General features: G+C 40.9%; 23 protein-coding genes. 15 read left to right on the plus strand and 8 right to left on the minus strand.

Annotated elements, in window-relative coordinates:
• Positions 1-393: 393 nt before the first annotated feature.
• Positions 394-1,146, plus strand: a complete 753-nt coding sequence (locus PR809_RS03290; protein ID WP_272524441.1) for an IS5 family transposase — start codon at positions 394-396, stop codon at positions 1,144-1,146.
• A gap of 260 nt (positions 1,147-1,406) precedes the next feature.
• Positions 1,407-1,670: a YkgJ family cysteine cluster protein gene (locus tag PR809_RS03295; protein ID WP_336298712.1), complete on the plus strand. Its 264-nt coding sequence runs from the start codon at positions 1,407-1,409 to the stop codon at positions 1,668-1,670.
• A 462-nt stretch (positions 1,671-2,132) separates the two neighbouring features.
• Here the strand turns inward: PR809_RS03295 and PR809_RS20105 are convergent, their stop codons facing one another.
• From PR809_RS20105 to PR809_RS03305, 3 genes are all read right to left on the minus strand, one after another.
• Positions 2,133-2,558 carry a putative zinc ribbon protein gene (locus PR809_RS20105; RefSeq protein WP_442959981.1) on the minus strand — a complete coding sequence of 142 codons (426 nt, stop codon included), beginning with the start codon at positions 2,556-2,558 and terminating at the stop codon, positions 2,133-2,135.
• 252 nt (positions 2,559-2,810) lie between these two features.
• A complete protein-coding gene (locus tag PR809_RS03300) occupies positions 2,811-3,047 on the minus strand; it encodes a helix-turn-helix transcriptional regulator (protein WP_272524443.1) in 237 nt (78 codons plus the stop codon).
• A gap of 113 nt (positions 3,048-3,160) precedes the next feature.
• On the minus strand, positions 3,161-4,201 hold the full coding sequence (locus PR809_RS03305) for a YagK/YfjJ domain-containing protein (protein WP_272524444.1): 1,041 nt from the start codon (positions 4,199-4,201) through the stop codon (positions 3,161-3,163).
• Positions 4,202-5,025: 824 nt separating this feature from the next.
• On the opposite strand from PR809_RS03305, the gene PR809_RS03310 reads away from it, so the two are divergent.
• The 11 genes from PR809_RS03310 to PR809_RS03360 all read left to right on the plus strand — a co-directional run bounded on the left by PR809_RS03310 (position 5,026) and on the right by PR809_RS03360 (position 12,844).
• A complete protein-coding gene (locus tag PR809_RS03310) occupies positions 5,026-6,003 on the plus strand; it encodes a hypothetical protein (protein WP_206276454.1) in 978 nt (325 codons plus the stop codon).
• Between the two features lie 269 nt (positions 6,004-6,272).
• The gene (locus PR809_RS03315) at positions 6,273-7,001 is read left to right on the plus strand and encodes a DUF3944 domain-containing protein (RefSeq protein WP_071547780.1); all 729 of its coding nucleotides are present in this window, start codon (positions 6,273-6,275) and stop codon (positions 6,999-7,001) included.
• A 56-nt stretch (positions 7,002-7,057) separates the two neighbouring features.
• A complete protein-coding gene (locus PR809_RS03320; protein WP_071547779.1) occupies positions 7,058-7,735 on the plus strand; it encodes a helix-turn-helix transcriptional regulator in 678 nt (225 codons plus the stop codon).
• A 9-nt stretch (positions 7,736-7,744) separates the two neighbouring features.
• Positions 7,745-8,794: a hypothetical protein gene (locus tag PR809_RS03325; RefSeq protein ID WP_272524445.1), complete on the plus strand. Its 1,050-nt coding sequence runs from the start codon at positions 7,745-7,747 to the stop codon at positions 8,792-8,794.
• Between the two features lie 57 nt (positions 8,795-8,851).
• The gene (locus tag PR809_RS03330) at positions 8,852-9,070 is read left to right on the plus strand and encodes a hypothetical protein (RefSeq protein WP_272524446.1); all 219 of its coding nucleotides are present in this window, start codon (positions 8,852-8,854) and stop codon (positions 9,068-9,070) included.
• Positions 9,071-9,159: 89 nt separating this feature from the next.
• Positions 9,160-9,576: an antirestriction protein gene (locus PR809_RS03335; protein ID WP_094963071.1), complete on the plus strand. Its 417-nt coding sequence runs from the start codon at positions 9,160-9,162 to the stop codon at positions 9,574-9,576.
• A gap of 240 nt (positions 9,577-9,816) precedes the next feature.
• Positions 9,817-10,251, plus strand: coding sequence for an antirestriction protein (locus PR809_RS03340; RefSeq protein WP_272524447.1), 435 nt, complete (start codon positions 9,817-9,819; stop codon positions 10,249-10,251).
• 95 nt (positions 10,252-10,346) lie between these two features.
• On the plus strand, positions 10,347-11,168 hold the full coding sequence (locus PR809_RS03345) for a DUF932 domain-containing protein (RefSeq protein WP_272524448.1): 822 nt from the start codon (positions 10,347-10,349) through the stop codon (positions 11,166-11,168).
• Between the two features lie 17 nt (positions 11,169-11,185).
• Positions 11,186-11,668 (plus strand): JAB domain-containing protein, encoded by a 483-nt coding sequence (locus PR809_RS03350; protein WP_101495227.1) that lies wholly within the window; start codon positions 11,186-11,188, stop codon positions 11,666-11,668.
• Positions 11,669-11,676: 8 nt separating this feature from the next.
• Positions 11,677-11,898, plus strand: coding sequence for a DUF987 family protein (locus PR809_RS03355; RefSeq protein WP_094963069.1), 222 nt, complete (start codon positions 11,677-11,679; stop codon positions 11,896-11,898).
• A gap of 628 nt (positions 11,899-12,526) precedes the next feature.
• Positions 12,527-12,844 (plus strand): MGMT family protein, encoded by a 318-nt coding sequence (locus tag PR809_RS03360; RefSeq protein ID WP_195697779.1) that lies wholly within the window; start codon positions 12,527-12,529, stop codon positions 12,842-12,844.
• Positions 12,845-12,948: 104 nt separating this feature from the next.
• On the opposite strand, the gene PR809_RS03365 is transcribed toward PR809_RS03360, so the two are convergent.
• The gene (locus PR809_RS03365; RefSeq protein ID WP_102138017.1) at positions 12,949-14,520 is read right to left on the minus strand and encodes an AbgT family transporter; all 1,572 of its coding nucleotides are present in this window, start codon (positions 14,518-14,520) and stop codon (positions 12,949-12,951) included.
• Between the two features lie 457 nt (positions 14,521-14,977).
• Between PR809_RS03365 and PR809_RS03370 the strand changes: the two genes are divergently transcribed.
• Both PR809_RS03370 and PR809_RS03375 read left to right on the plus strand, forming a co-directional pair.
• Positions 14,978-15,358, plus strand: coding sequence for a DUF1992 domain-containing protein (locus PR809_RS03370; RefSeq protein WP_206276458.1), 381 nt, complete (start codon positions 14,978-14,980; stop codon positions 15,356-15,358).
• A gap of 200 nt (positions 15,359-15,558) precedes the next feature.
• Positions 15,559-15,966 (plus strand): DUF2628 domain-containing protein, encoded by a 408-nt coding sequence (locus PR809_RS03375; RefSeq protein ID WP_102138019.1) that lies wholly within the window; start codon positions 15,559-15,561, stop codon positions 15,964-15,966.
• 38 nt (positions 15,967-16,004) lie between these two features.
• Here PR809_RS03375 and PR809_RS03380 read toward each other — a convergent pair whose 3' ends face one another.
• The 4 genes from PR809_RS03380 to PR809_RS03395 form a co-directional block, all read right to left on the minus strand.
• Positions 16,005-16,718 carry a helix-turn-helix domain-containing protein gene (locus PR809_RS03380; RefSeq protein WP_206276459.1) on the minus strand — a complete coding sequence of 238 codons (714 nt, stop codon included), beginning with the start codon at positions 16,716-16,718 and terminating at the stop codon, positions 16,005-16,007.
• A gap of 253 nt (positions 16,719-16,971) precedes the next feature.
• On the minus strand, positions 16,972-17,307 hold the full coding sequence (locus PR809_RS03385) for a tRNA-binding protein (RefSeq protein ID WP_102138021.1): 336 nt from the start codon (positions 17,305-17,307) through the stop codon (positions 16,972-16,974).
• Between the two features lie 191 nt (positions 17,308-17,498).
• Positions 17,499-17,825 carry a DMT family transporter gene (locus PR809_RS03390; protein WP_042845455.1) on the minus strand — a complete coding sequence of 109 codons (327 nt, stop codon included), beginning with the start codon at positions 17,823-17,825 and terminating at the stop codon, positions 17,499-17,501.
• A 21-nt stretch (positions 17,826-17,846) separates the two neighbouring features.
• Entirely contained in the window at positions 17,847-18,275 is a 429-nt protein-coding gene (locus PR809_RS03395; protein WP_166264232.1) for a DMT family transporter, read from the minus strand.
• Positions 18,276-18,289 lie beyond the last annotated feature (14 nt).

An 18,289-nucleotide genomic window follows, 5' to 3' on the forward strand; every position in this document is an offset into this window, starting at 1 on the left:
AATTTATCAACATTAATAAAGGTGTCATTGATGTTATTAGTAATTCAGCGAAAGCGAATAACTGCTGAACCAATAAAGCTTGCCCCACCAGTAACTAATATTTTCATTTTGGAATAATGAATCGAATTTTAATCATAGAAAACAGACACTGAAGTAGTTATCACATAATTTTTGTACGCTACCGCCCCGGGCTTACAGCTACCAGTTCACTGATTATTCTTAATTAACTCTAATAATTTTGGGGTATTATATCTAAATAAACTTGAGAAAGATAGTTTTTAAGCAAATTATCTATAAATCAGACTAGAGCGTGTTGATCTTTTCGGTATAAAAAGCAGACAGCAAATGGGGCTGTTATAATGGTTTCGCCAAAAATCAAAAAAACACCCCCAAATGCCGAGACTTATGTTAACAGATGATAGCTGGAAGTTACTATCAAAAATCATGCACCTAACCGGACGTATTTATAACAAACCAGAACATAGAATGACCCTTGAAGGTATTTTATTCCGAATAAGAACAGGCATTCCATGGCGCGATTTACCTCGTCAATTTGGTGAATGGAATACGGTATTTAGACGTTTTAACCTTTGGTCAAAGAAAGGCGTGATGATGGAAATTTTCCAATTTCTATCTCGCTTCAATGATCCTCAGTGGCTATTTATTGATGCCAGTATCGTGAAAACGCATCAAGATGGAGCCAACGTTAAAGATGCTTCAAAGCAGGCTATAGGCAAAAGTCGAGGCGGCAACTCAACTAAAATACATTTAGCGGTAGATAGCAGTGGTCTTCCGGTTCATTTTGAATTGTCAGGTGGGCAAGCCCATGATGTGAGTTATGCAGAAACATTGGTTACCTCTTCACCGGAAGCCGAAGTTGTTATTGCAGATAAAGGCTATGACTGTGAAGCCTTACGACAGTTGATAAAAAGCCGTCGGGGTCAGCATGTCATCCCAAGAAAAGGGAATAGTAAACAAGGGAATAAAGATATTGATTGGTGCTTATATCGATATCGTCATTTAGTTGAAAATGCCTTCCTAAAAATAAAGAAATATCGAGCGGTGGCGACTCGGTATGACAAATTAGCCCGAAATTATGAAAGTGTTGTTGCTTTAGCATTTTCAATCATGTGGCTCCCAATGTGAGTCGATTGAAATATGCACTACAAAGATAAACACGCTCTAAAAACCTACCCCAGAAGGGATTTAAGGACAGACTCAATACCTTAATGGGTAAAAACTCCATTCGTCGCTTTGCGAGTGAGTGTGGTGAGGCTCCCATCCAGAATGAGACAGACCTTCTGAGAATGTGGATAAGTTTCTCGTATCGCTAGCAGTCAAGACCAGTCCATAGGTGACGCACAACTTGAAGCGCAGCGTTTATTATTACAATTGAGTGATGTTGCATGAGTGAGCCACTACTCACTCCTTTTCCGTGCAATGCCTGCGGCAAGTGTTGCCGCAGGGTGAGCGCTAGCACTGAAACTGCATTCCTTGATCGCGGGGATGGAGTTTGCCACCATTTCGTTGAAGGGACCCATCTGTGCGCAATCTATACAACCCGTCCGCTGGTTTGCCGGGTTGAAGAGTATTACCGAGCGAAACTAGCTGATGTTCTTTCGTGGGATGAGTTTGTTCGTCTTAATGTTGCTATCTGTGAGAAACTATGAACGAGCTTCTTCAGCATAGTACGAACTGGTACCTAGCATGGTAGAACTGGTATTCTGCGTATTTTCATGAATGGAGATCACCCAATAACGCTGTTTTTCAAGCAAGTTGTCGTCTTTTTTACAATTTGGCAACGTTAATGGTTACGCTGCACACTTTTCAGGGTTCAAGTACACTTCATCGATATAACTCCAGTCTCTTGTCTGCCGACTCCATCTGCCTGGATGGTTCAATTGAGCGCGACGATAGACTTGCATACGCTGTCGGAGAATTTCATTATCCTTGCCGCAGTATCTCTGTTGAGGTGTCACATACTTTATGCCACTGTGTTTCTGAGGGCTCCCCCCCTTTAAGGTCAGGTTTTACAATACGCTAGATATAGTTCACTTAATTTTGGTGGCAGTACCGTGGTCACATTTAGCGAAAGCGTGATTGATTAACCTAACACCATGAGCATTAAAAGGTCATAATGGAAACGATTTTTCTGTTTTAGGCTGATGTTCCTCTGTTACATTCTCCGCTGGAATACACCAAATCCCCTCATGGCACTTCGGGCAACATTTTTGATTGTTTGTAAAATACTCACGACACTGCACGCAAAACCAATCCGTGACCTTTAATATTGGTGAAACTGATCGAACCTGTGTGCTCAGTCGTGCCTTGTCTTCTAAGCTCTTGATCTTACTGATGACCCGCGGACAGTGCTCTGCGCTCTGAGGATCTGAATGGGTAAACCATGACTCCGTTGGCGTCTTGTGCAGTGTGACGGGCTCACCGCAGTGAGCACAGTAATAGTTTTCTCGTGAATAACTCGGTTCTTGGGTGGCTCCCGCGAAACGATTGTTCTGCGTTAAGGCTAGCGACATTTTGACTTCATGTAATTTAAGCATGGGTGTGCTCCTTCTGTAAAATTTAAACTAAACGTTCTGAGTACCCAACATTCAGGATCCACACTCGGCAACCCACCTTGAAACTTAGAAGACCACTGAGCTGTGCCTGCATGCGTATCGAGCCAGGTTCGTATGTTTAGGGCGTCGCTTTGCCTAGAGCGCATTCAATCGCACCAGGTGTGGTTGAAATTGAGTTGGTGGGTAATTGGGTGGGTATGCTATGGAAAATGCACGGCGACTAGCTCTAGCGCCTTAGGATTCAAGATTTGTGTTGGCTCCTCTCGATTCATCAATGCGTGCTTGTAACCACTGTACGACTTCACTTTTTAACCAGCGCGACATGCGACCAAACTTGATGGGTTTGGGGAACTCACCCTCTTGGATTAATTTGTAGAACCACTTATCCGTTAACCCCGTTAGTGCGGTGATAAATTTCATGTCGATAAATTGGTCATCAAGTAATGCAATATTTTCAGTTTGCGTGCTCATGGTAAAACTCCTGTTTTTAATGTGGATAAAAAGCAGGAGCGATATCGAAAAATGGGATGTGGATATCACTCCACATCATTAACCGGATGTGTAAAAAATAATTTGGTTGCTAACTACTGGCGTTTTCTCGGTTTGATTTCGCCTCGCCAAAAGGTGCGTTTAAGTTCAGGCACAGCCAGACGGACCCATGCATCGGCTTTACATAAATACCTTACCGCATTGAGTAACCCTTTCTTACTCTCCGCATCAGTACGTTTTAGTAAACCAATCCCCAGTTCACGATACTTTTCTTTTTGGTAATTGCAGTTAAAGTACAAACCCGCCCACTCTGTAATACGTTCTTGCCAGAGTTCACCAATGAGTTTACCCAGCGTGATGTCCTGCCTCACTTTTTGACCGTTAAAGAAAAACAAAGCGTGGTAGTGGAAGCCTTTTTCCATACCGAATTCCAATTTAAAGATATACCCGACACAGTGTGAAAAGAGTGGGTCGCTATTAATGGCTTTGTACAGGGCTTGGCGATGCTGACGAAGGTGATGAGCTTTAACTCTATGGCAAATACCACTTTTGTAAGACAGGTCTACACGCACAACTAGCAGTTTGGAGTAACGTTGATACAACGAGTCAATGTATTGCTGAGCTCGTCGGTAGTTCTTCTGAGCGCCTTGCTCGAAGATTCGGACTTGCTTTTTGTAGTCAGGGCTCTTTAACGTGCTTTGGAACTCATGAAAGGCCTCGTTAATCCACTGAACGTGTTCAGGGGTATCAGCCAGCCAGTATTTATCTTTGTCTATCAGTATCTCACTCAGACGGTATTTGTTAACAAGAGAGACCAAGAGCACAAGAGTGGGATGCAAGCACTGTATTTGCGATATTTTCATTGATTGAATGTAACGGGTGAACTTGAGCGTTTCTAAAAAGAGCTCACCTTTGGGGGATGCCGAGGTGAGTTTTAAGCGTGGGTTTTCAGGCGACAAAGGAATGCCTTTATATAAATCTAATTTATGAGTTAGATGTTTTGAAAGGTGTTTAATATTACCCATGAGTAGAGACACCAGCTCACGCAGTGAGTGGTCTCGAGTGAGCGTTAAACAGTCATGTTCAAACGTGGTTGAGAGAACAACTTGATTTAAGTGTAGTGCTCGATTTGTCATTTTATTTGCCTGTGATCGAATAAAGGTTCGTATCATCAGGCAAGAGAGTTATTTTTAATTTTTAATGGGTATCAGTCCTAATCGCTAATGAAAAGTAAGGGCCGATAATGATAACGAGTCAGTCGCTTAACAAGATTAGTATTTTACGGTGCTCCTTAATCAGTATTTTCAGATAATGAGGAAGCCGTATGTAAAGGTGATTACTGTCAGTAGAACTCTAATTACCCGTTGTTGATATGATTTGTGTTATTTATTAAATACGAGCATCTATTTACCGCTTAATGTAAAAATAGGGTTCAGTAATCACTATTTGAATACGTTATTATTCCAGCGGAGTAATTGGTTTAAAGACTGTACAATAAGAGTAAGCGGTGTATACTTAGTAGACAATTAATCGTAAGCATTGTGTTTGCTACTATAATGAAAAACGTAGTGTATAATTATAAGGTGATAAATTGAGTATTATCATAGTTAATATAGTTATAATATAATAATAAACAATCCTAGTTTTGATATGGTTACTTTTAGGTCAATTAAATACAAAAGCATACCCTATACATAAAATAACACTACAATGGCTTAGTCAGTAGAATTGAAAAGTTAGTCCTTTTTTCAAGCGAAAATTCACGTTACTTCTCGCGATAACAGGCTCCTTTTTATCCATTCAATGATAAATCACCGCCTTTTTTCACTACATCCCTACAACAAATAACCTTCCCTTTTTCATCTTTTTTGTACTGATATGCCTACAACGTCACATAAAAAAAATAAAAATAGATTCATAATAAACGCACATACACTACGACGTAGAAGGCAAGTTTTAGATGGTCATTCAATCATACATCAACAACTTAATAAAAAATAAAAATGGAATAAAGGCACTTTTCTTTATTAGAGTTTTGCTCGGAAGTAGATACCTTGAGCATCTGAATACACCCGGTTTAGATGTAAATAACTTCACAATAATTAAAGATACGTTAAATTATCTTCTCGAAAGAAGAGATTATCGAGATGAGGAATATCTTTTCTCAGCAATGGATGTAACGGAGAGGAATGTATTACCGGAGTTTGATTTCTCTTGGTTTTTTAATGACGAAAATGCATGCGCTTTTATTTGGGGAGTGTTATTTAATAGTGGTGATAATTCGGGATTTTATCGTCGATATGCTTTCGATATTGATAGAGCGGCATCAGGATTTTATTTATCCAAATATAATGATGATGTCCCAAGAAATTGGTTTGAATTACTTCGCATTGAACCTGTTCAATTATCACATATAGATAGATTCAAAGCGATTACCTATTTTTTTAATTGCGCGGTTTTTCAGCGCAATACAAAAAAAATGCTGATGGACGAAATTAAGGCGCAATGGAATGAGGAGTCTCAAAATGTCAAAGAGATGACTTGGTTAAGCGATGGAGGAAGAGATGCGGCTATTTGGACATGGGAATACTTAAAAAAATATAATGATAAAGAAAGAGCTGAGCGTAGTTACGGGGGGATTAATACTCTTGAATTATTTAATCCAAGTGGTGAAGGGGAATTACCCTTAGTTATTTATGCCGTACTGCGCTCTTGGCATTTTAGACACCATAGTGAGAGAAAAATGTTGTTATTGGATATGAAAAAAGCGTGGAGACAACGTGCATATCGTAAAGGACGAAACAATATAAAAATATTAAATTGTGAGTTGGATATTGATGTAAAAAATCACTTGGATGAGTTGGCCCAAGCCTACAATAAGTCCATTGTTGATATGGTTACGGAGCTGATTGAGAAAGAATATCACGGTCGCAAATGATGAGCATAATAGACTAGTTATTTAGAATTTCCTCATGGTTGGTTTATCCCAGTCTTTTAAGTTGGTGTTAACTCAAGAAAATTTCAAATATACAGTACTGTTATGACATATGAAAATAGCATACATATCAAAATGATATAACTCTTTTGTGACACGTCCTGTCATTTCCCTTCATTTTTCCCCCGAAAAAAAGTCAAATAGCCGGACATAACCTGTCCGGTGAGGTTGTTATCGTGGTGTTCTCTTTTTCAAGCTAGGGAATAACACTGATGGCAACTTACCGATTAGATACCGATTTAGCGTTTTTACGTGAATGCAGTAACGAAGAACTGGGCTTACTTGTATCCGTCCTAACTCACGACAGCAAAGACGGGCAAAAACGCTGGACTGAAACCTTGACCAGCTCACCTGAATATCAACTCTATCACCCTGAACACCAACAATATTGGATGTCGATTGCGGCTGAGCTGCAAGCCTTTGGGGCTAACAGCTTGATGAGTCTCGTTCGAGGTAATAAAGGCGTGTTGTACCGTGAAATTTTACAAGATGTCTGTGACCACCTTGATGTCAATTATCCAAAGGAGGGTAATACCGAAACCTTAGAATTAAATTTGTTATTGAAAGTATTAGAAAAAAGCTTAAATGAGCTGACCACAGAAGAGCTACAAACCTTCTCTCGTGATATGCAACTTAACCTCACCAACCCCACGCCACAATTGATTTTGATTGCGGTTCAAGCGGCTATCCGTACCTCAGGCATTGCTGCTCTGGAAGTGGCAACACTCTCAGCCATTGGTGTGATTAATGCGCTCGGCGGGGTTGCCACCATTGGTACACTCTTTGCCGCACACCGAGCACTTTCCTTGATTGCTGGGCCGATTGGTCTTGCCGTGAGCTCGGCATGGCTTGTCGCTGACTTAGCGGGACCCGCTTATCGCGTCACCGTCCCCGCCTGCATCATTGTGGCGTACTTACGACAAAAAGCCTTATCGCAATAAGGCCCACCACTCCCATTTTATCCGCTTGCCGGAGCTATTTTAATAAGGACAACATCATGTCGACATCTGTGTCTCGCCATGACCGGCTTGCGTCTCGGTTGGCGTTTATTATCAGTCAATTATTTCGAGGAGAAACCGTTTATTTATCCGAGCTGTCAGAAGAGCTCAATGTCTCGACTCGTACCCTACGGCGTGACTTTAATGAGCGCCTTCAATATCTGGACTTGGAATATCACCAAGGTGGCTATCGATTGGCAGCATCACAGCGTCCCTTTCGTACCGATAAGGACATATTGCGCTTTGCCGCCATTACGCATGTCACCTCACTGTTTCCGGCTTTAGACAGGAAGCTGCTGACGGTTCTGCTCGACCCGACGATTGATTCACCGTTCATTGTCTACCATACACCACCTAAGCAGCGTCCTTCGCTGTTTGGGGGATTTTATGTCCTCACACAAGCTATTGTGAAACGGCGTTTACTGCAATTTACCCACCAAGGAAAAAGCATCACGAACGTCGCCCCGTATAAGTTGATTTATTACCACGGTCATTGGTATCTCGCCGCTGATATCGCGCAGCACATTCATGTCTTTGATGTGATCGCCTTGCAAGACGTGGTCATGACGGCGCGGGGCTTTCGTTATCGTGAAGACCTCAACCAACGGTTATGTGAAGAGGCGTTTATTCAAGCCTTGCCCCATTACCAATATATTCAATCACTCGTTAAATTATAAGGTATTAAGATGAAAACTATTTTTTATACCGTCTGCATCAGCAGCGCACTCTTGCTGGGATGTGATGATGCAACCTCAACGACTGCTAAGACTGTTTCCCAAGACATTTTGCGTGTTCAAGGATTGATTTATGATTACGACCGCAGTGTCACACTCGGTGGGGTACTCAACCATCGTAAAGATTGTGTTTCGCCAACATGGGAAACCTTAACGGATGAACAAGAAAGGCCCTTGGTGGTCTATAAGTGTCAGTTAGCTAAAGGGGCATTACAAAACGCCATTAACCACGATTTAAATAACTGGTATCAAACGGCAATAGACGGTATGACTAAATTCATACCGCGCTTTGCCAATGCGGAAACACCGAAAACAGATTCAACCCTTGAGGAGCAGAGGCTTACACAGGTTTTACAGCTCATCACAACACTGTCCCGACATGACTGGTCATTGCTCAGAGGCAATGTTGACCAGCCCTATGCAATGACGACACCGATTGCATTTAATGCCGGTTATACTCCGTCAGAGGAAGCCGAGCGCCAGCTTAAAGCGTGGAATACGTTAACGGAGACATTGAATGACCGCGCCCCTGATGTTAGCCTGTATTTATTACCGTGGTTAAACCAAACAGAAAATGTCGAGGCAATGCTCCGGAAAAAGGTCTCTGAGCTTCAGCAACACAATGCCAATGCGTTAACACAATTTAGACACCAGCAAAATGAAGCCATTCAAATCACGGAGCAATACATCACAGACCTAAAACGTGCACAACAAAATGCACACGACTGGTCAATCACCCAAGTTTTTATTTGGAGCCTCGTTAACCCTGAAAAGCCTGTTCTAACGCATGTTCTGTATAACCTAGAGGATAAACAAGGGCAGGAGGATTTTACCCCTATGATGGAAAAAACATTGAGCCGTTTAGCAAGAACAGATGCCGTCGCATGGGCGTATCAAGGTAAACTTGAAACCCCTCAAATTATTAACGGAATAGCAAAAGCGTTATTTTACTACCAAACACAATCCTTTCAAAAACCGGATATCGCCCGATATCAATACTGAGTTTTCACACACTATTCGGCGTTCATATTCAATGAACGCCTGACTAAAGGGTAATCTATGTCCATTTTTAAACTTATCGCCACCTCTGTGAGTGTTGTGACACTGGTGTCTATCACCTACTACGCCCAGAAGACGGTCAATGAACAACTTGCGCTTGAAGGCAAGTATTCCGACACGGAAATTCAAGCGGCTCGACTTGGGGCGACGCTTACTTGCACAACCTTATTGGGGGGAGCCATTGAACGACTACTCAACGGGCTATTTAGTGACCACTAAAACTCAACTATTTCAATGTAGATTCAACATAACGGCAGACCAATCGGTCTGCCTTTTTTATTTCGTAACATCCACAAAAGGGCTTTTTTATGACACTTAAACCCATCATCTCAACACCCGCTTCCAACCGCCAGCGCACGCATTTTTGGCAAACTCATTTTGGCAACGTTAAAGGCTTTTCAACCTTTGAAGTGGTGATTTTTACTACCATGGGCCAGTTTTGTGAGGACTACCACGGCGGGTATTGGGAATATTGCACTTTATCTAATGGCGGCGCTTTTATTTATCCCGATTTGAATCAAGAGGAGCTTACGCTATTCAACCCGCATAATGGCAATGAAGCGAACGTTAGCTGTGAAGCGGCAGGCATTGCTGTGTGTTTGATGATGTACAGTTTATGGTCATTTCAAACGGAAAGTGACATCCTCGTCGATCGCTTTTATCAATTGCGTGATTATGCGGCGCAACACCCAGAACGTTCCGCCATTTTCCATCTAATCGATTAACCACGTCCTTATTTACGCCTTCGTATTATCTGATTCATTATAAAAGCATCATCAGACTAACCCATTAATTAACTTACATTTATTTTTATATCTATATTATTTTAGTGAATCAATCATCAGAATGCGTCACTAAAAATGATACTCAATATACCTATCATTTCGAGAAAGCTCTGCACCGCAAGGTGTAGGGCTTTTTTGTTTATTACTGTCTATCAATATCGACTGAATTGGAGTTCTATTATGTTTACTTTACAAGAGCAAGAATCAACGGTTATCAAAACCAACCTCGTCAATTCCCGTGGGCGTAGTACCTTCTGGCGTTTTTACTTTAGTACTGTGCCAGACTGGCAACGTATTGAAGGCGATATCTTTAACATGATGGCGAAGCTTTGTAATCGCTATCAAGGTGCTTTCTGGGAGTTCAGTATGCTGTCTAATGGCGGCGCATTTATCTGGCCTGATATGCTCGAAACCTCCCTGCAAATGTTTAACCCGCATAACGGAAATGAAGCTGAGTTAAGCCCTGAAGCAGCCGGTATCGCAGTTTGTCTAATGGTGTATAGCATCTGGTCGTTTAAAACCGAGAGTTCTGTGCTGGTAGAGTATTTTTACCAACTTCGTGACTATGCAATGCAACATCCCGAGCAAGCACAAATCTTTCGCCTTATAGACTGATTTATCAGTCACGGTTTTATCTTTCTCCCACCAGCAATCTTCATTTAATCCATTTATCGAATTATTTATCAGTTTAATTATTGAGGAGAACCCCTATGTCTCGTTTAGCTTCCCGTTTTGGCAATGCTTGCTCTATTCGTCGTGACCGCCCGCTAACTACCGAAGAGTTATTTCGCACAGTACCCAGTGTGTTTTCAGAAGAAAAACACAACTCTTGCAGTGAAAAATACTGCTATATCCCTACGATTACGTTATTAGAAAGTTTACAGAAAGAAGGTTTTCAGCCGTTCTTTGCTTGCCAGACTCGTGTGCGAGATGACAGCCGTCGTGATCATACTAAGCATATGTTACGTCTACGTCGTGAAGGTCAAATCACCAGTCAGCAAGTGCCTGAGATTATCTTGCTCAATAGTCATGATGGCTCATCGAGTTATCAGATGTTACCGGGGATGTTCCGATTCGTTTGTCAGAATTGCTTAATTTGCGGACAAACCTTTGGTGAGGTGCGTGTACCGCACAAGGGCGATGTGGTGGAAAAAGTGATTAAAGGGGCTTATGAAGTGTTAGGGCTATTTGAACGCATGGATGAGCAACGTGATGCCATGCAGTCCCTATTATTACCGCCACCAGCCCAACACATCTTTGCTCAATCTGCTCTCACATATCGTTATGGTGAAGCGCATCAGCCGATCACCGAAGCACAAGTATTACAGCCACGCCGTGTAGAAGATAAGAAGGACGATCTTTGGACGGTGTACCAACGTTTGCAAGAAAATTTAATTAAAGGGGGATTATCAGGCAGAAATGCGAAAGGTAAACGCGCTCGCACGCGTTCAGTGAATGGGATTGATGGTGATGTGAAGCTTAACCGAGCCTTGTGGGTGATGGCTGAAAATATGCTTCAACTAGCCTCGTAATGATGGAGATATTAACGATGGAGAGTATCAATACTTATACGAATACCTTAACACTGCTTCCTAATGAACAACGTACTATCAAACGTGCGTTGAGCATACTGGATAAGTATCTGCGTGAACCGGGTATTGCTTTTACATCAACGCAAAATGTGAGGGATTGGTTACGGCTAAAAATGTCAGCATTAGAGCGTGAAGCGTTTATTGTGCTCTACTTGAATCAACAAAATCAGTTGATAAGCAGTGAAACCCTGTTTGCTGGCTCGATTAGCAGCACACAGGTTTATCCTCGTGAAGTCGTCAAACGAGCACTTCATTTTAATGCTGCTGCCGTTATCTTTGCACACAACCATCCGTCAGGCGATATCACGCCAAGCCAAGCGGATAAATCTATCACGCAACAATTAATAAAAGCATTGCAGCTAATTGAAGTACGAGTACTTGACCATCTGATCATCGGTGGTCAGCAAATCTTCTCTTTCGCTGAGCATGGCTTAGTATGAGGTGAACCATGAATATCATCCGTAAATCCGCAGCAATGAAGATCCATCAGCAACATTTAGGCTCTCGCCTTGCTCGTTATTGTGGGGGAAAGTATAAATGGGTTGGTAATAGCGAGCATTATATTGGTAAGGAGGTGCCAGATTGTCGTGGCGTGTTAGCTGTTTATGTTGAACGTCGCCAAGACAGAGATGGCCCTTATGCGTGTGTCATGTGTGTAACATTGAATTGAATAAGTACTGATCACTTTGAGTTTATCCTATATTGGATGGATAAATTAAGCCTACTTCCACTTTGATTAGTATTCAATGGCACATATCAAACCGTTGGATCTTAACTGAATTAGACATTGAGGAATTAAACAAAAATGACACAATAAGACATCATTAAACATGTCAAATTGGCAATACCATGATTCATACTAGAAACAATTAACATGAACATGATCCCCATTAAATGTATACTTAAAAAGGATCCGAATACGTTATAATTACACCTGTCATCTGTGCAAAAAACCAATCTATTTGCTGCGCTCTATCGCCCCAACCGTGCTCAACAAAACCTACCAAACGGACCGAGGGTACAAAAGAGGGTATAAATAAAATCAAATTCAATTAATGAATTTAAATACAACTAGTTATAATAAAAAATCGATTCCGAGTCCGGCACCACTTATTTAAAGAACCCGCCCAAAAGGCGGGTTTTTGCTTTGCATCTCCCGATAAAATCATATCTCATTGATATTCATTAAGTTCTATAATCACTTGCGCTCTAAATAAGCTTAGAACAAAATAATGTTTTATATCACCTACGCCTTATAATAAGGCCGACACACACTCATCGTAATTAGGGCTGTGACCATGAACAGTGCGCCATCTTTTCGAGATATCATTTATAGCCTCATAGGGAGCATCCCTAGCGGAAGAGTCACTACTTATGGAACACTCGCCAAAATGGCCGGTTACCCTGCTCATATACGCCAAGTTTGCCAAGCGATACGGACTATCCCAGCAGGCAGTTCCCTACCCTGCCACCGCGTTATTAATGGTCAGGGGAAGTTATCCGTCACGGGGGAATGCTATCTACGCCATAAACAAGCACTTGTAGATGAAGGGATTATTTTTAGCGTGAATGATAAGGTAAAACTAAAAGACTATTTGTGGGAAGGGCTTGATTAAAGCAAAAAGTCATACTTATCAATTATTTAGCATTACCTTCATTAATACTGAGATAAACTCAAAGATATAGCCCTCTTTGAGACGGGCTATACCACGTACAATGATTAGCTTCCTGGCGTGAAATATATCGGAGAGCCTGGGCCCACAGGGATACCCAATACAAATACCCACACTATAAAGAACAACGACCAGCCAATGAAGAAAATGATGGAATATGGCAGCATCATTGAAACCAATGTCCCTATCCCTGCATCTTTTTTATATTTAACCACTATCGCCATAATCAACCCAAAATAGCTCATCATCGGAGTGATAATATTGGTTACCGAATCCCCAATACGATAAGCTGCTTGAATAGTTTCAGGCGCATAACCGGCCAACATCAACATTGGAACGAAAATAGGCGCGGTGACAGCCCACTGAGCTGATGCAGAGCCAATCATTAAATTAATAAATGCACAAATAAGAATAAAGCCAATAAATAGCACGCCACCGTGGAGATCAATACTATTTAAAAAGTTGGCGCCTTTAACCGCAATAACTTGCCCGATATTTGTCCAACCAAAGAAAGCAACAAATTGTGCGGCAAAGAAAATGATAACCAGATATAAGCCAAGAGTACTCATTGCCCCTGCCATTGCGTCAACAATGTCTTTATCAGAGCGCATAGTTTTAGCAATATAGCCATACACAATACCCGGGACGGCAAAGAACACAAAAATGAACACCACGATGCCTTTTAGGAAAGGCGAGTTGCTGACTAACCCAGTATCTTGGTTACGTAATATTCCATTTTCGGGTACCACCATTAATGCCAAAATCGCGGCTAATCCCCAAAATGTTACCGATGCCCAAAATAACGCTTTTTTCTCTAGCGGGGTGACATTTGCTGAGGCGTAGAGGCTATTTTCATCTTCGTCGACTGCCCCACCTGTGTATGGGCCCAGCTGTGGCTCAACAATTTTTTCTGTGATCAAGTAACCTAAAATAGTGATCAAAAACGTACTCGCAAACATAAAATACCAGTTCGCTTCCGCTCCCACGATATAAGTCGGGTCAATGATTTGCGCAGCCTGCTGGGTGATACCAGACAGTAATGGGTCAACCGTACCTAATAATAAGTTTGCTGAATAACCGCCTGAAACCCCTGCAAATGCAGCGGCAAGGCCAGCTAAAGGATGACGTCCTAATGAATGGAAAATGATAGCGGCTAACGGAATAAGTACCACATAACCCAATTCTGCCGCGGTGTTTGACATGATGCCTGCAAACACGATCGCCATTGTCGTTAATTTACGTGGGGCTTTGGTTACAACCAAACGCATGGCAGCAGAAAGCAAACCTGCTCGTTCTGCAATTCCAACCCCTAATAATGCAACTAATACCGTCCCTAATGGTGCGAAACCGGTGAAGTTAGTGACGACGTTAGCAATAATTTTTCGGATCCCTTCGGCATCCAATAAGCTAACGATATGAATAATACCGTCTTCTGCACGCCCTTTTGCCCCTTCTGGGCGAGGGTCTGGCACGCTGACACCGAAATACTGACCTATTGCTGAAGAAACTAATAAAATTGCAATTAAAATAATAAATAAGATGACGGGATGTGGTAGTGCATTACCTAGCCACTCAACCGTTCGCAAAAAACGGCTTCCCTCTTGCTTCTTTTGTTCCATATTTTCTCCTTATAAACAAGAAAAACGGACATTACACAATGTTTTTGCTTTTTGCTATTTACAAATAGATAATTTTAAATAAACAAAATTCATACAAATCAGATATAAAGTTCAACATAATTAAGAATGATTTATTTCAATTAGTCGTTAATATTTATAATTTATATAAAGTTGATAGTTAAAACTAAAATAAACAAGATAAATTAATTTCTATAAGTGTGGTCAACATAACAATTTTCATATTATCCTTAGCTTTTTTCCGCCATTTATCACTAATTAAATACCATTTTTTAGCAATTTTATTTTATAAAAATAGCCAACCCCTTATTTATCAATACTCGATAAAACCTTGCCAATAACTCGGAATAACAAACGCAATAAAGAATAATCTACCAGGTTCCTTTATATTGATATGGGGGGCTATAATAGTAAAAAATCAACTCATGGAGTCGCTATCATGTCAGTTATTGATCTTTGGGCAGAACGCCATATTCAAGAGGCGCTGAATAAAGGGGAGCTTTCAAATTTAAATGGTGAAGGGAAAGCTTTACAGCTTGAAGACGACAGTTTAGTTCCACCAGCGCTAAGGGCTGGATATCGCATATTAAAAAACTCAGGTTATTTACCTGTAGAATTACAACAAAGGAAAGATGCTCTAACGCTAAGCCATATGCTACAAGGTCTCTCTGTGGACGACCCCAATTATACGTCGATGAGTAAGCAATTAGCTTTACTCGAACTAAAACTCAAGCAAGCCAATGTAAATACTGATTTTTTACATGGCAACTATGCAAATGCAATTTCTGAACAAATAACCAATAAGTCAAATACCAAATAATGTAGGCAAGCCTTCCAATAAATTAACCCATCATCTATTTGCTATTTATCTTAATCATTTTTCCTTTATTTATCTTTGATTGACACATTATTAAAAACATCCCTCAATAGTCACATTAAGACTATTTACCTCTTTTTTATGCGGTTATCCAAGTATTATCAATCCCGATTTTATACTTATTAATAAGCAAGGGATGGAAAATGGAACAGAAGCAATATTCTAATAAATGGCAAAAACGTTTCGATTTCTTCGATAAGCATGGTGCTCCTGATACGCCTGAATTCAAAGCAGCGTTAAAAGCCGCCTCTTTCGGTGAGCGTATTCTCATTAATATGAACATTTTTGCCTTTTTCTTCGGTATTATTTATTTCCTCATTTTAGGGCTTTGGAAGAAAGGGTTAGTGATGCTTGGTATCACTCTTGGGGTTGCTCTCGTTTTGAATATTATTGATTTTATGATTGGCGGAACAATTCCTAACGCCGTCTTTACTGGGGTATCTGTCGGTATGTCAGCGCTGTGGGCCATGGTTGCCAACTATGCTTACTATATTAAAGAAACCAAAGGATTGGATAACTGGAACCCATTTGAAGGGATCCGCATGCTGTAGATAGCAAATATTGTAAAGATTGGTGGCTAGCAAAGCTGCTAATTTTTACAAGGTACTAAGTTAATGCCCTGAATTCGATATTCATTTGGTGTTCTGCCATAAAATCGACGAAAAGCTTGGCTAAATGCCGAATGAGATTCATAACCGACAGATAATGCAATTTGTTCTATTGAGGTATTGGTTAGTAATAAGCTTCCTGCAATTTCCATTCGTTTTTGTAATAGAAATTGCATCGCTGTTAATTGTGTTTCTGCTTTTATTCGTCGTTGCAATGTACTCACTGACATACAAAAAGCAGTTGCCATGTCTTCACAACTAATAGGATGGTGTAGGCGCGGTTCTACCCATTGAGAAAGCTCATCAATCCATTTATTTTCAGATTTTAACTGGGCCAATAATAGACGGGCAACCGTAAAATTATGTTCGGGAGCTTGTGGGAAGTTTTGCAACCAATTCAAAAGGCCAATTGCGGCAGGCGTCAGAGTAAACTCCGTCATTTTTTCACTCAATGCCCATTGTGCTGTGGCGGGCATTTCTAATACATAATTTTGATTTCCTAGCTGCCCGCTAAATGCATGGCTCACACAAGGCGGGATCACAACCCCCTTTCCTGCATTTAATAGATAATGTTGCCGGTACATATTGATTTCCATCTGCCCAGATAACGACAACACAACTTGCCACTGCCCATCATGTTGATGAGAAATGACTTCGTCTGAATATTGGCGAAAATGAAGTTCAGGCAATCGCAAAGGGTCACACTCCTACTGATACAGATAATAGCAGTATAACCTTTTTACTAATAAATGGCAGTGATGCCAATGCGCCACCTATTGAGGAAAGTGAGTGCAACAAAAACGTTAAATGCTCTAAATAACTCGTGTTATCGCTAGGCGGCAAACAAATTAAGCCCTAGGGGCATACAAAAGTATGTGACTGAGCGAGTGAGTGAAGCCAACAACGCAATAACACGAAGTATGACGAGTATTAGAAGTATAACGAGCATTATGCTAATAAAGCACCATTTGGCAAAGGCAGGTTAAATTCAGCAAGGACAATCGCCCCCGTTTCGTCAGGCGCCCCCGTGATCAACACTTCAGATTTAATGCCTGCTATACGCTTTACTTCAAAATTACACACGCACAGTACTCGCTTACCAATCAAGTCTTCAGGCGTATAATTGACGGTGATCTGTGCACTTGAGCGCTTAATGCCCAATTCACCGAGGTCAACCTCCATTATATAAGCGGGCTTTTTAGCTTTAATATTAACTTCTGCACTAACAATAGTCCCAACACGCATTTCAACACGGGTAAAATCATCCCATTCAATTATGTTCATTCATTTTTCCTAATTAGATTATTTATAGAACGTAAATTAACATAGGATAGATCCTTTCTTTTATCGCCAAACCATCACTTTGTATCGTGAAATAGTCATACTATCGTATGATAAAAAAATAGCCCTCACGAAAATACATTGAGGGCCAAATAATGAACGAAAGAAAGATGCAACAATGGTCTAAAAATTAATTACATAGTCGAGAATGTATTCATAATAATCCCACCACTAATGATGAGCCCCATCGCGAATACCGCTGGAAAATCGGGTTTTTGTTTATATAAAACCATAGAAACGAGTGTCACACCGACAATACCAAACCCACACCACAGTGAATAAGCGACACCAACTGGGATATAGCCCATTGCACGAGTTAAAGCGAAATAACACAGGCAATAAGCAATAATAACTAATACGGATGGGCCCAATTTGCTAAAACTATTGGTCTTTTTAATCATTGAGGTGCCCGTTATTTCAGAGCCAATAGAAAGTGCTAACCATAGAAATCCAGTAAACATAATATTCCCCTTAGCTTTAAATTAATGAGCTGTGTTATTTTTTGCGGATAATAATGAAGACTCTGTTTCATCTTTAGGTGGCTCAGTTTCTTCTGGATCATCTGAGCCCATTTTGGAGAATAGATTCATGATCACAATACCACTTGCGATCACCGCCATGCCAATCATGGCTGCGGTATCAGGATGTTGCCCATAAAATAGCATACCAAGGGTTGAAACCATTAGGATCCCAGTACCTGACCATGTTGCATAAGCTAAGCCAACAGGAATGTATTTTACCGCGCGGGAAAGTGAGTAATAACAAATAACATATAACACAACGATTAATGCCAATAATAATGATTTGGTCATACCTTCGCTATTATCAAACATTTTTAAGGTCGATGTTGCTGAGGTTTCAGAAATAATAACCGCCAGCATCCAAAGCCATGACTTTGCTTTAGGGGACATAGATAATACTCCTA

This window comes from Providencia sp. PROV201 (assembly GCF_028479545.1).
Lineage (GTDB): Bacteria > Pseudomonadota > Gammaproteobacteria > Enterobacterales > Enterobacteriaceae > Providencia > Providencia huaxiensis.

Excerpts from the sequence above, each read along its gene's own strand:
- PR809_RS03295 (WP_336298712.1), top strand. The coding sequence starts at position 1,407 with ATGAGTGAGCCACTACTCACTCCTTTTCCGTGCAATGCCTGCGGCAAG.
- PR809_RS03305 (WP_272524444.1), bottom strand. The coding sequence starts at position 4,201 with ATGACAAATCGAGCACTACACTTAAATCAAGTTGTTCTCTCAACCACG.
- PR809_RS03355 (WP_094963069.1), top strand. The coding sequence starts at position 11,677 with ATGAATATCATCCGTAAATCCGCAGCAATGAAGATCCATCAGCAACAT.
- PR809_RS03330 (WP_272524446.1), top strand. The coding sequence starts at position 8,852 with ATGTCCATTTTTAAACTTATCGCCACCTCTGTGAGTGTTGTGACACTG.
- PR809_RS03375 (WP_102138019.1), top strand. The coding sequence starts at position 15,559 with ATGGAACAGAAGCAATATTCTAATAAATGGCAAAAACGTTTCGATTTC.
- PR809_RS20105 (WP_442959981.1), bottom strand. The coding sequence starts at position 2,558 with ATGCTTAAATTACATGAAGTCAAAATGTCGCTAGCCTTAACGCAGAAC.
- PR809_RS03360 (WP_195697779.1), top strand. The coding sequence starts at position 12,527 with ATGAACAGTGCGCCATCTTTTCGAGATATCATTTATAGCCTCATAGGG.
- PR809_RS03325 (WP_272524445.1), top strand. The coding sequence starts at position 7,745 with ATGAAAACTATTTTTTATACCGTCTGCATCAGCAGCGCACTCTTGCTG.
- PR809_RS03300 (WP_272524443.1), bottom strand. The coding sequence starts at position 3,047 with ATGAGCACGCAAACTGAAAATATTGCATTACTTGATGACCAATTTATC.
- PR809_RS03320 (WP_071547779.1), top strand. The coding sequence starts at position 7,058 with ATGTCGACATCTGTGTCTCGCCATGACCGGCTTGCGTCTCGGTTGGCG.
- PR809_RS03395 (WP_166264232.1), bottom strand. The coding sequence starts at position 18,275 with ATGTCCCCTAAAGCAAAGTCATGGCTTTGGATGCTGGCGGTTATTATT.
- PR809_RS03385 (WP_102138021.1), bottom strand. The coding sequence starts at position 17,307 with ATGAACATAATTGAATGGGATGATTTTACCCGTGTTGAAATGCGTGTT.
- PR809_RS03335 (WP_094963071.1), top strand. The coding sequence starts at position 9,160 with ATGACACTTAAACCCATCATCTCAACACCCGCTTCCAACCGCCAGCGC.
- PR809_RS03350 (WP_101495227.1), top strand. The coding sequence starts at position 11,186 with ATGGAGAGTATCAATACTTATACGAATACCTTAACACTGCTTCCTAAT.
- PR809_RS03315 (WP_071547780.1), top strand. The coding sequence starts at position 6,273 with ATGGCAACTTACCGATTAGATACCGATTTAGCGTTTTTACGTGAATGC.
- PR809_RS03290 (WP_272524441.1), top strand. The coding sequence starts at position 394 with ATGCCGAGACTTATGTTAACAGATGATAGCTGGAAGTTACTATCAAAA.
- PR809_RS03345 (WP_272524448.1), top strand. The coding sequence starts at position 10,347 with ATGTCTCGTTTAGCTTCCCGTTTTGGCAATGCTTGCTCTATTCGTCGT.
- PR809_RS03340 (WP_272524447.1), top strand. The coding sequence starts at position 9,817 with ATGTTTACTTTACAAGAGCAAGAATCAACGGTTATCAAAACCAACCTC.
- PR809_RS03310 (WP_206276454.1), top strand. The coding sequence starts at position 5,026 with ATGGTCATTCAATCATACATCAACAACTTAATAAAAAATAAAAATGGA.
- PR809_RS03390 (WP_042845455.1), bottom strand. The coding sequence starts at position 17,825 with ATGTTTACTGGATTTCTATGGTTAGCACTTTCTATTGGCTCTGAAATA.
- PR809_RS03370 (WP_206276458.1), top strand. The coding sequence starts at position 14,978 with ATGTCAGTTATTGATCTTTGGGCAGAACGCCATATTCAAGAGGCGCTG.
- PR809_RS03365 (WP_102138017.1), bottom strand. The coding sequence starts at position 14,520 with ATGGAACAAAAGAAGCAAGAGGGAAGCCGTTTTTTGCGAACGGTTGAG.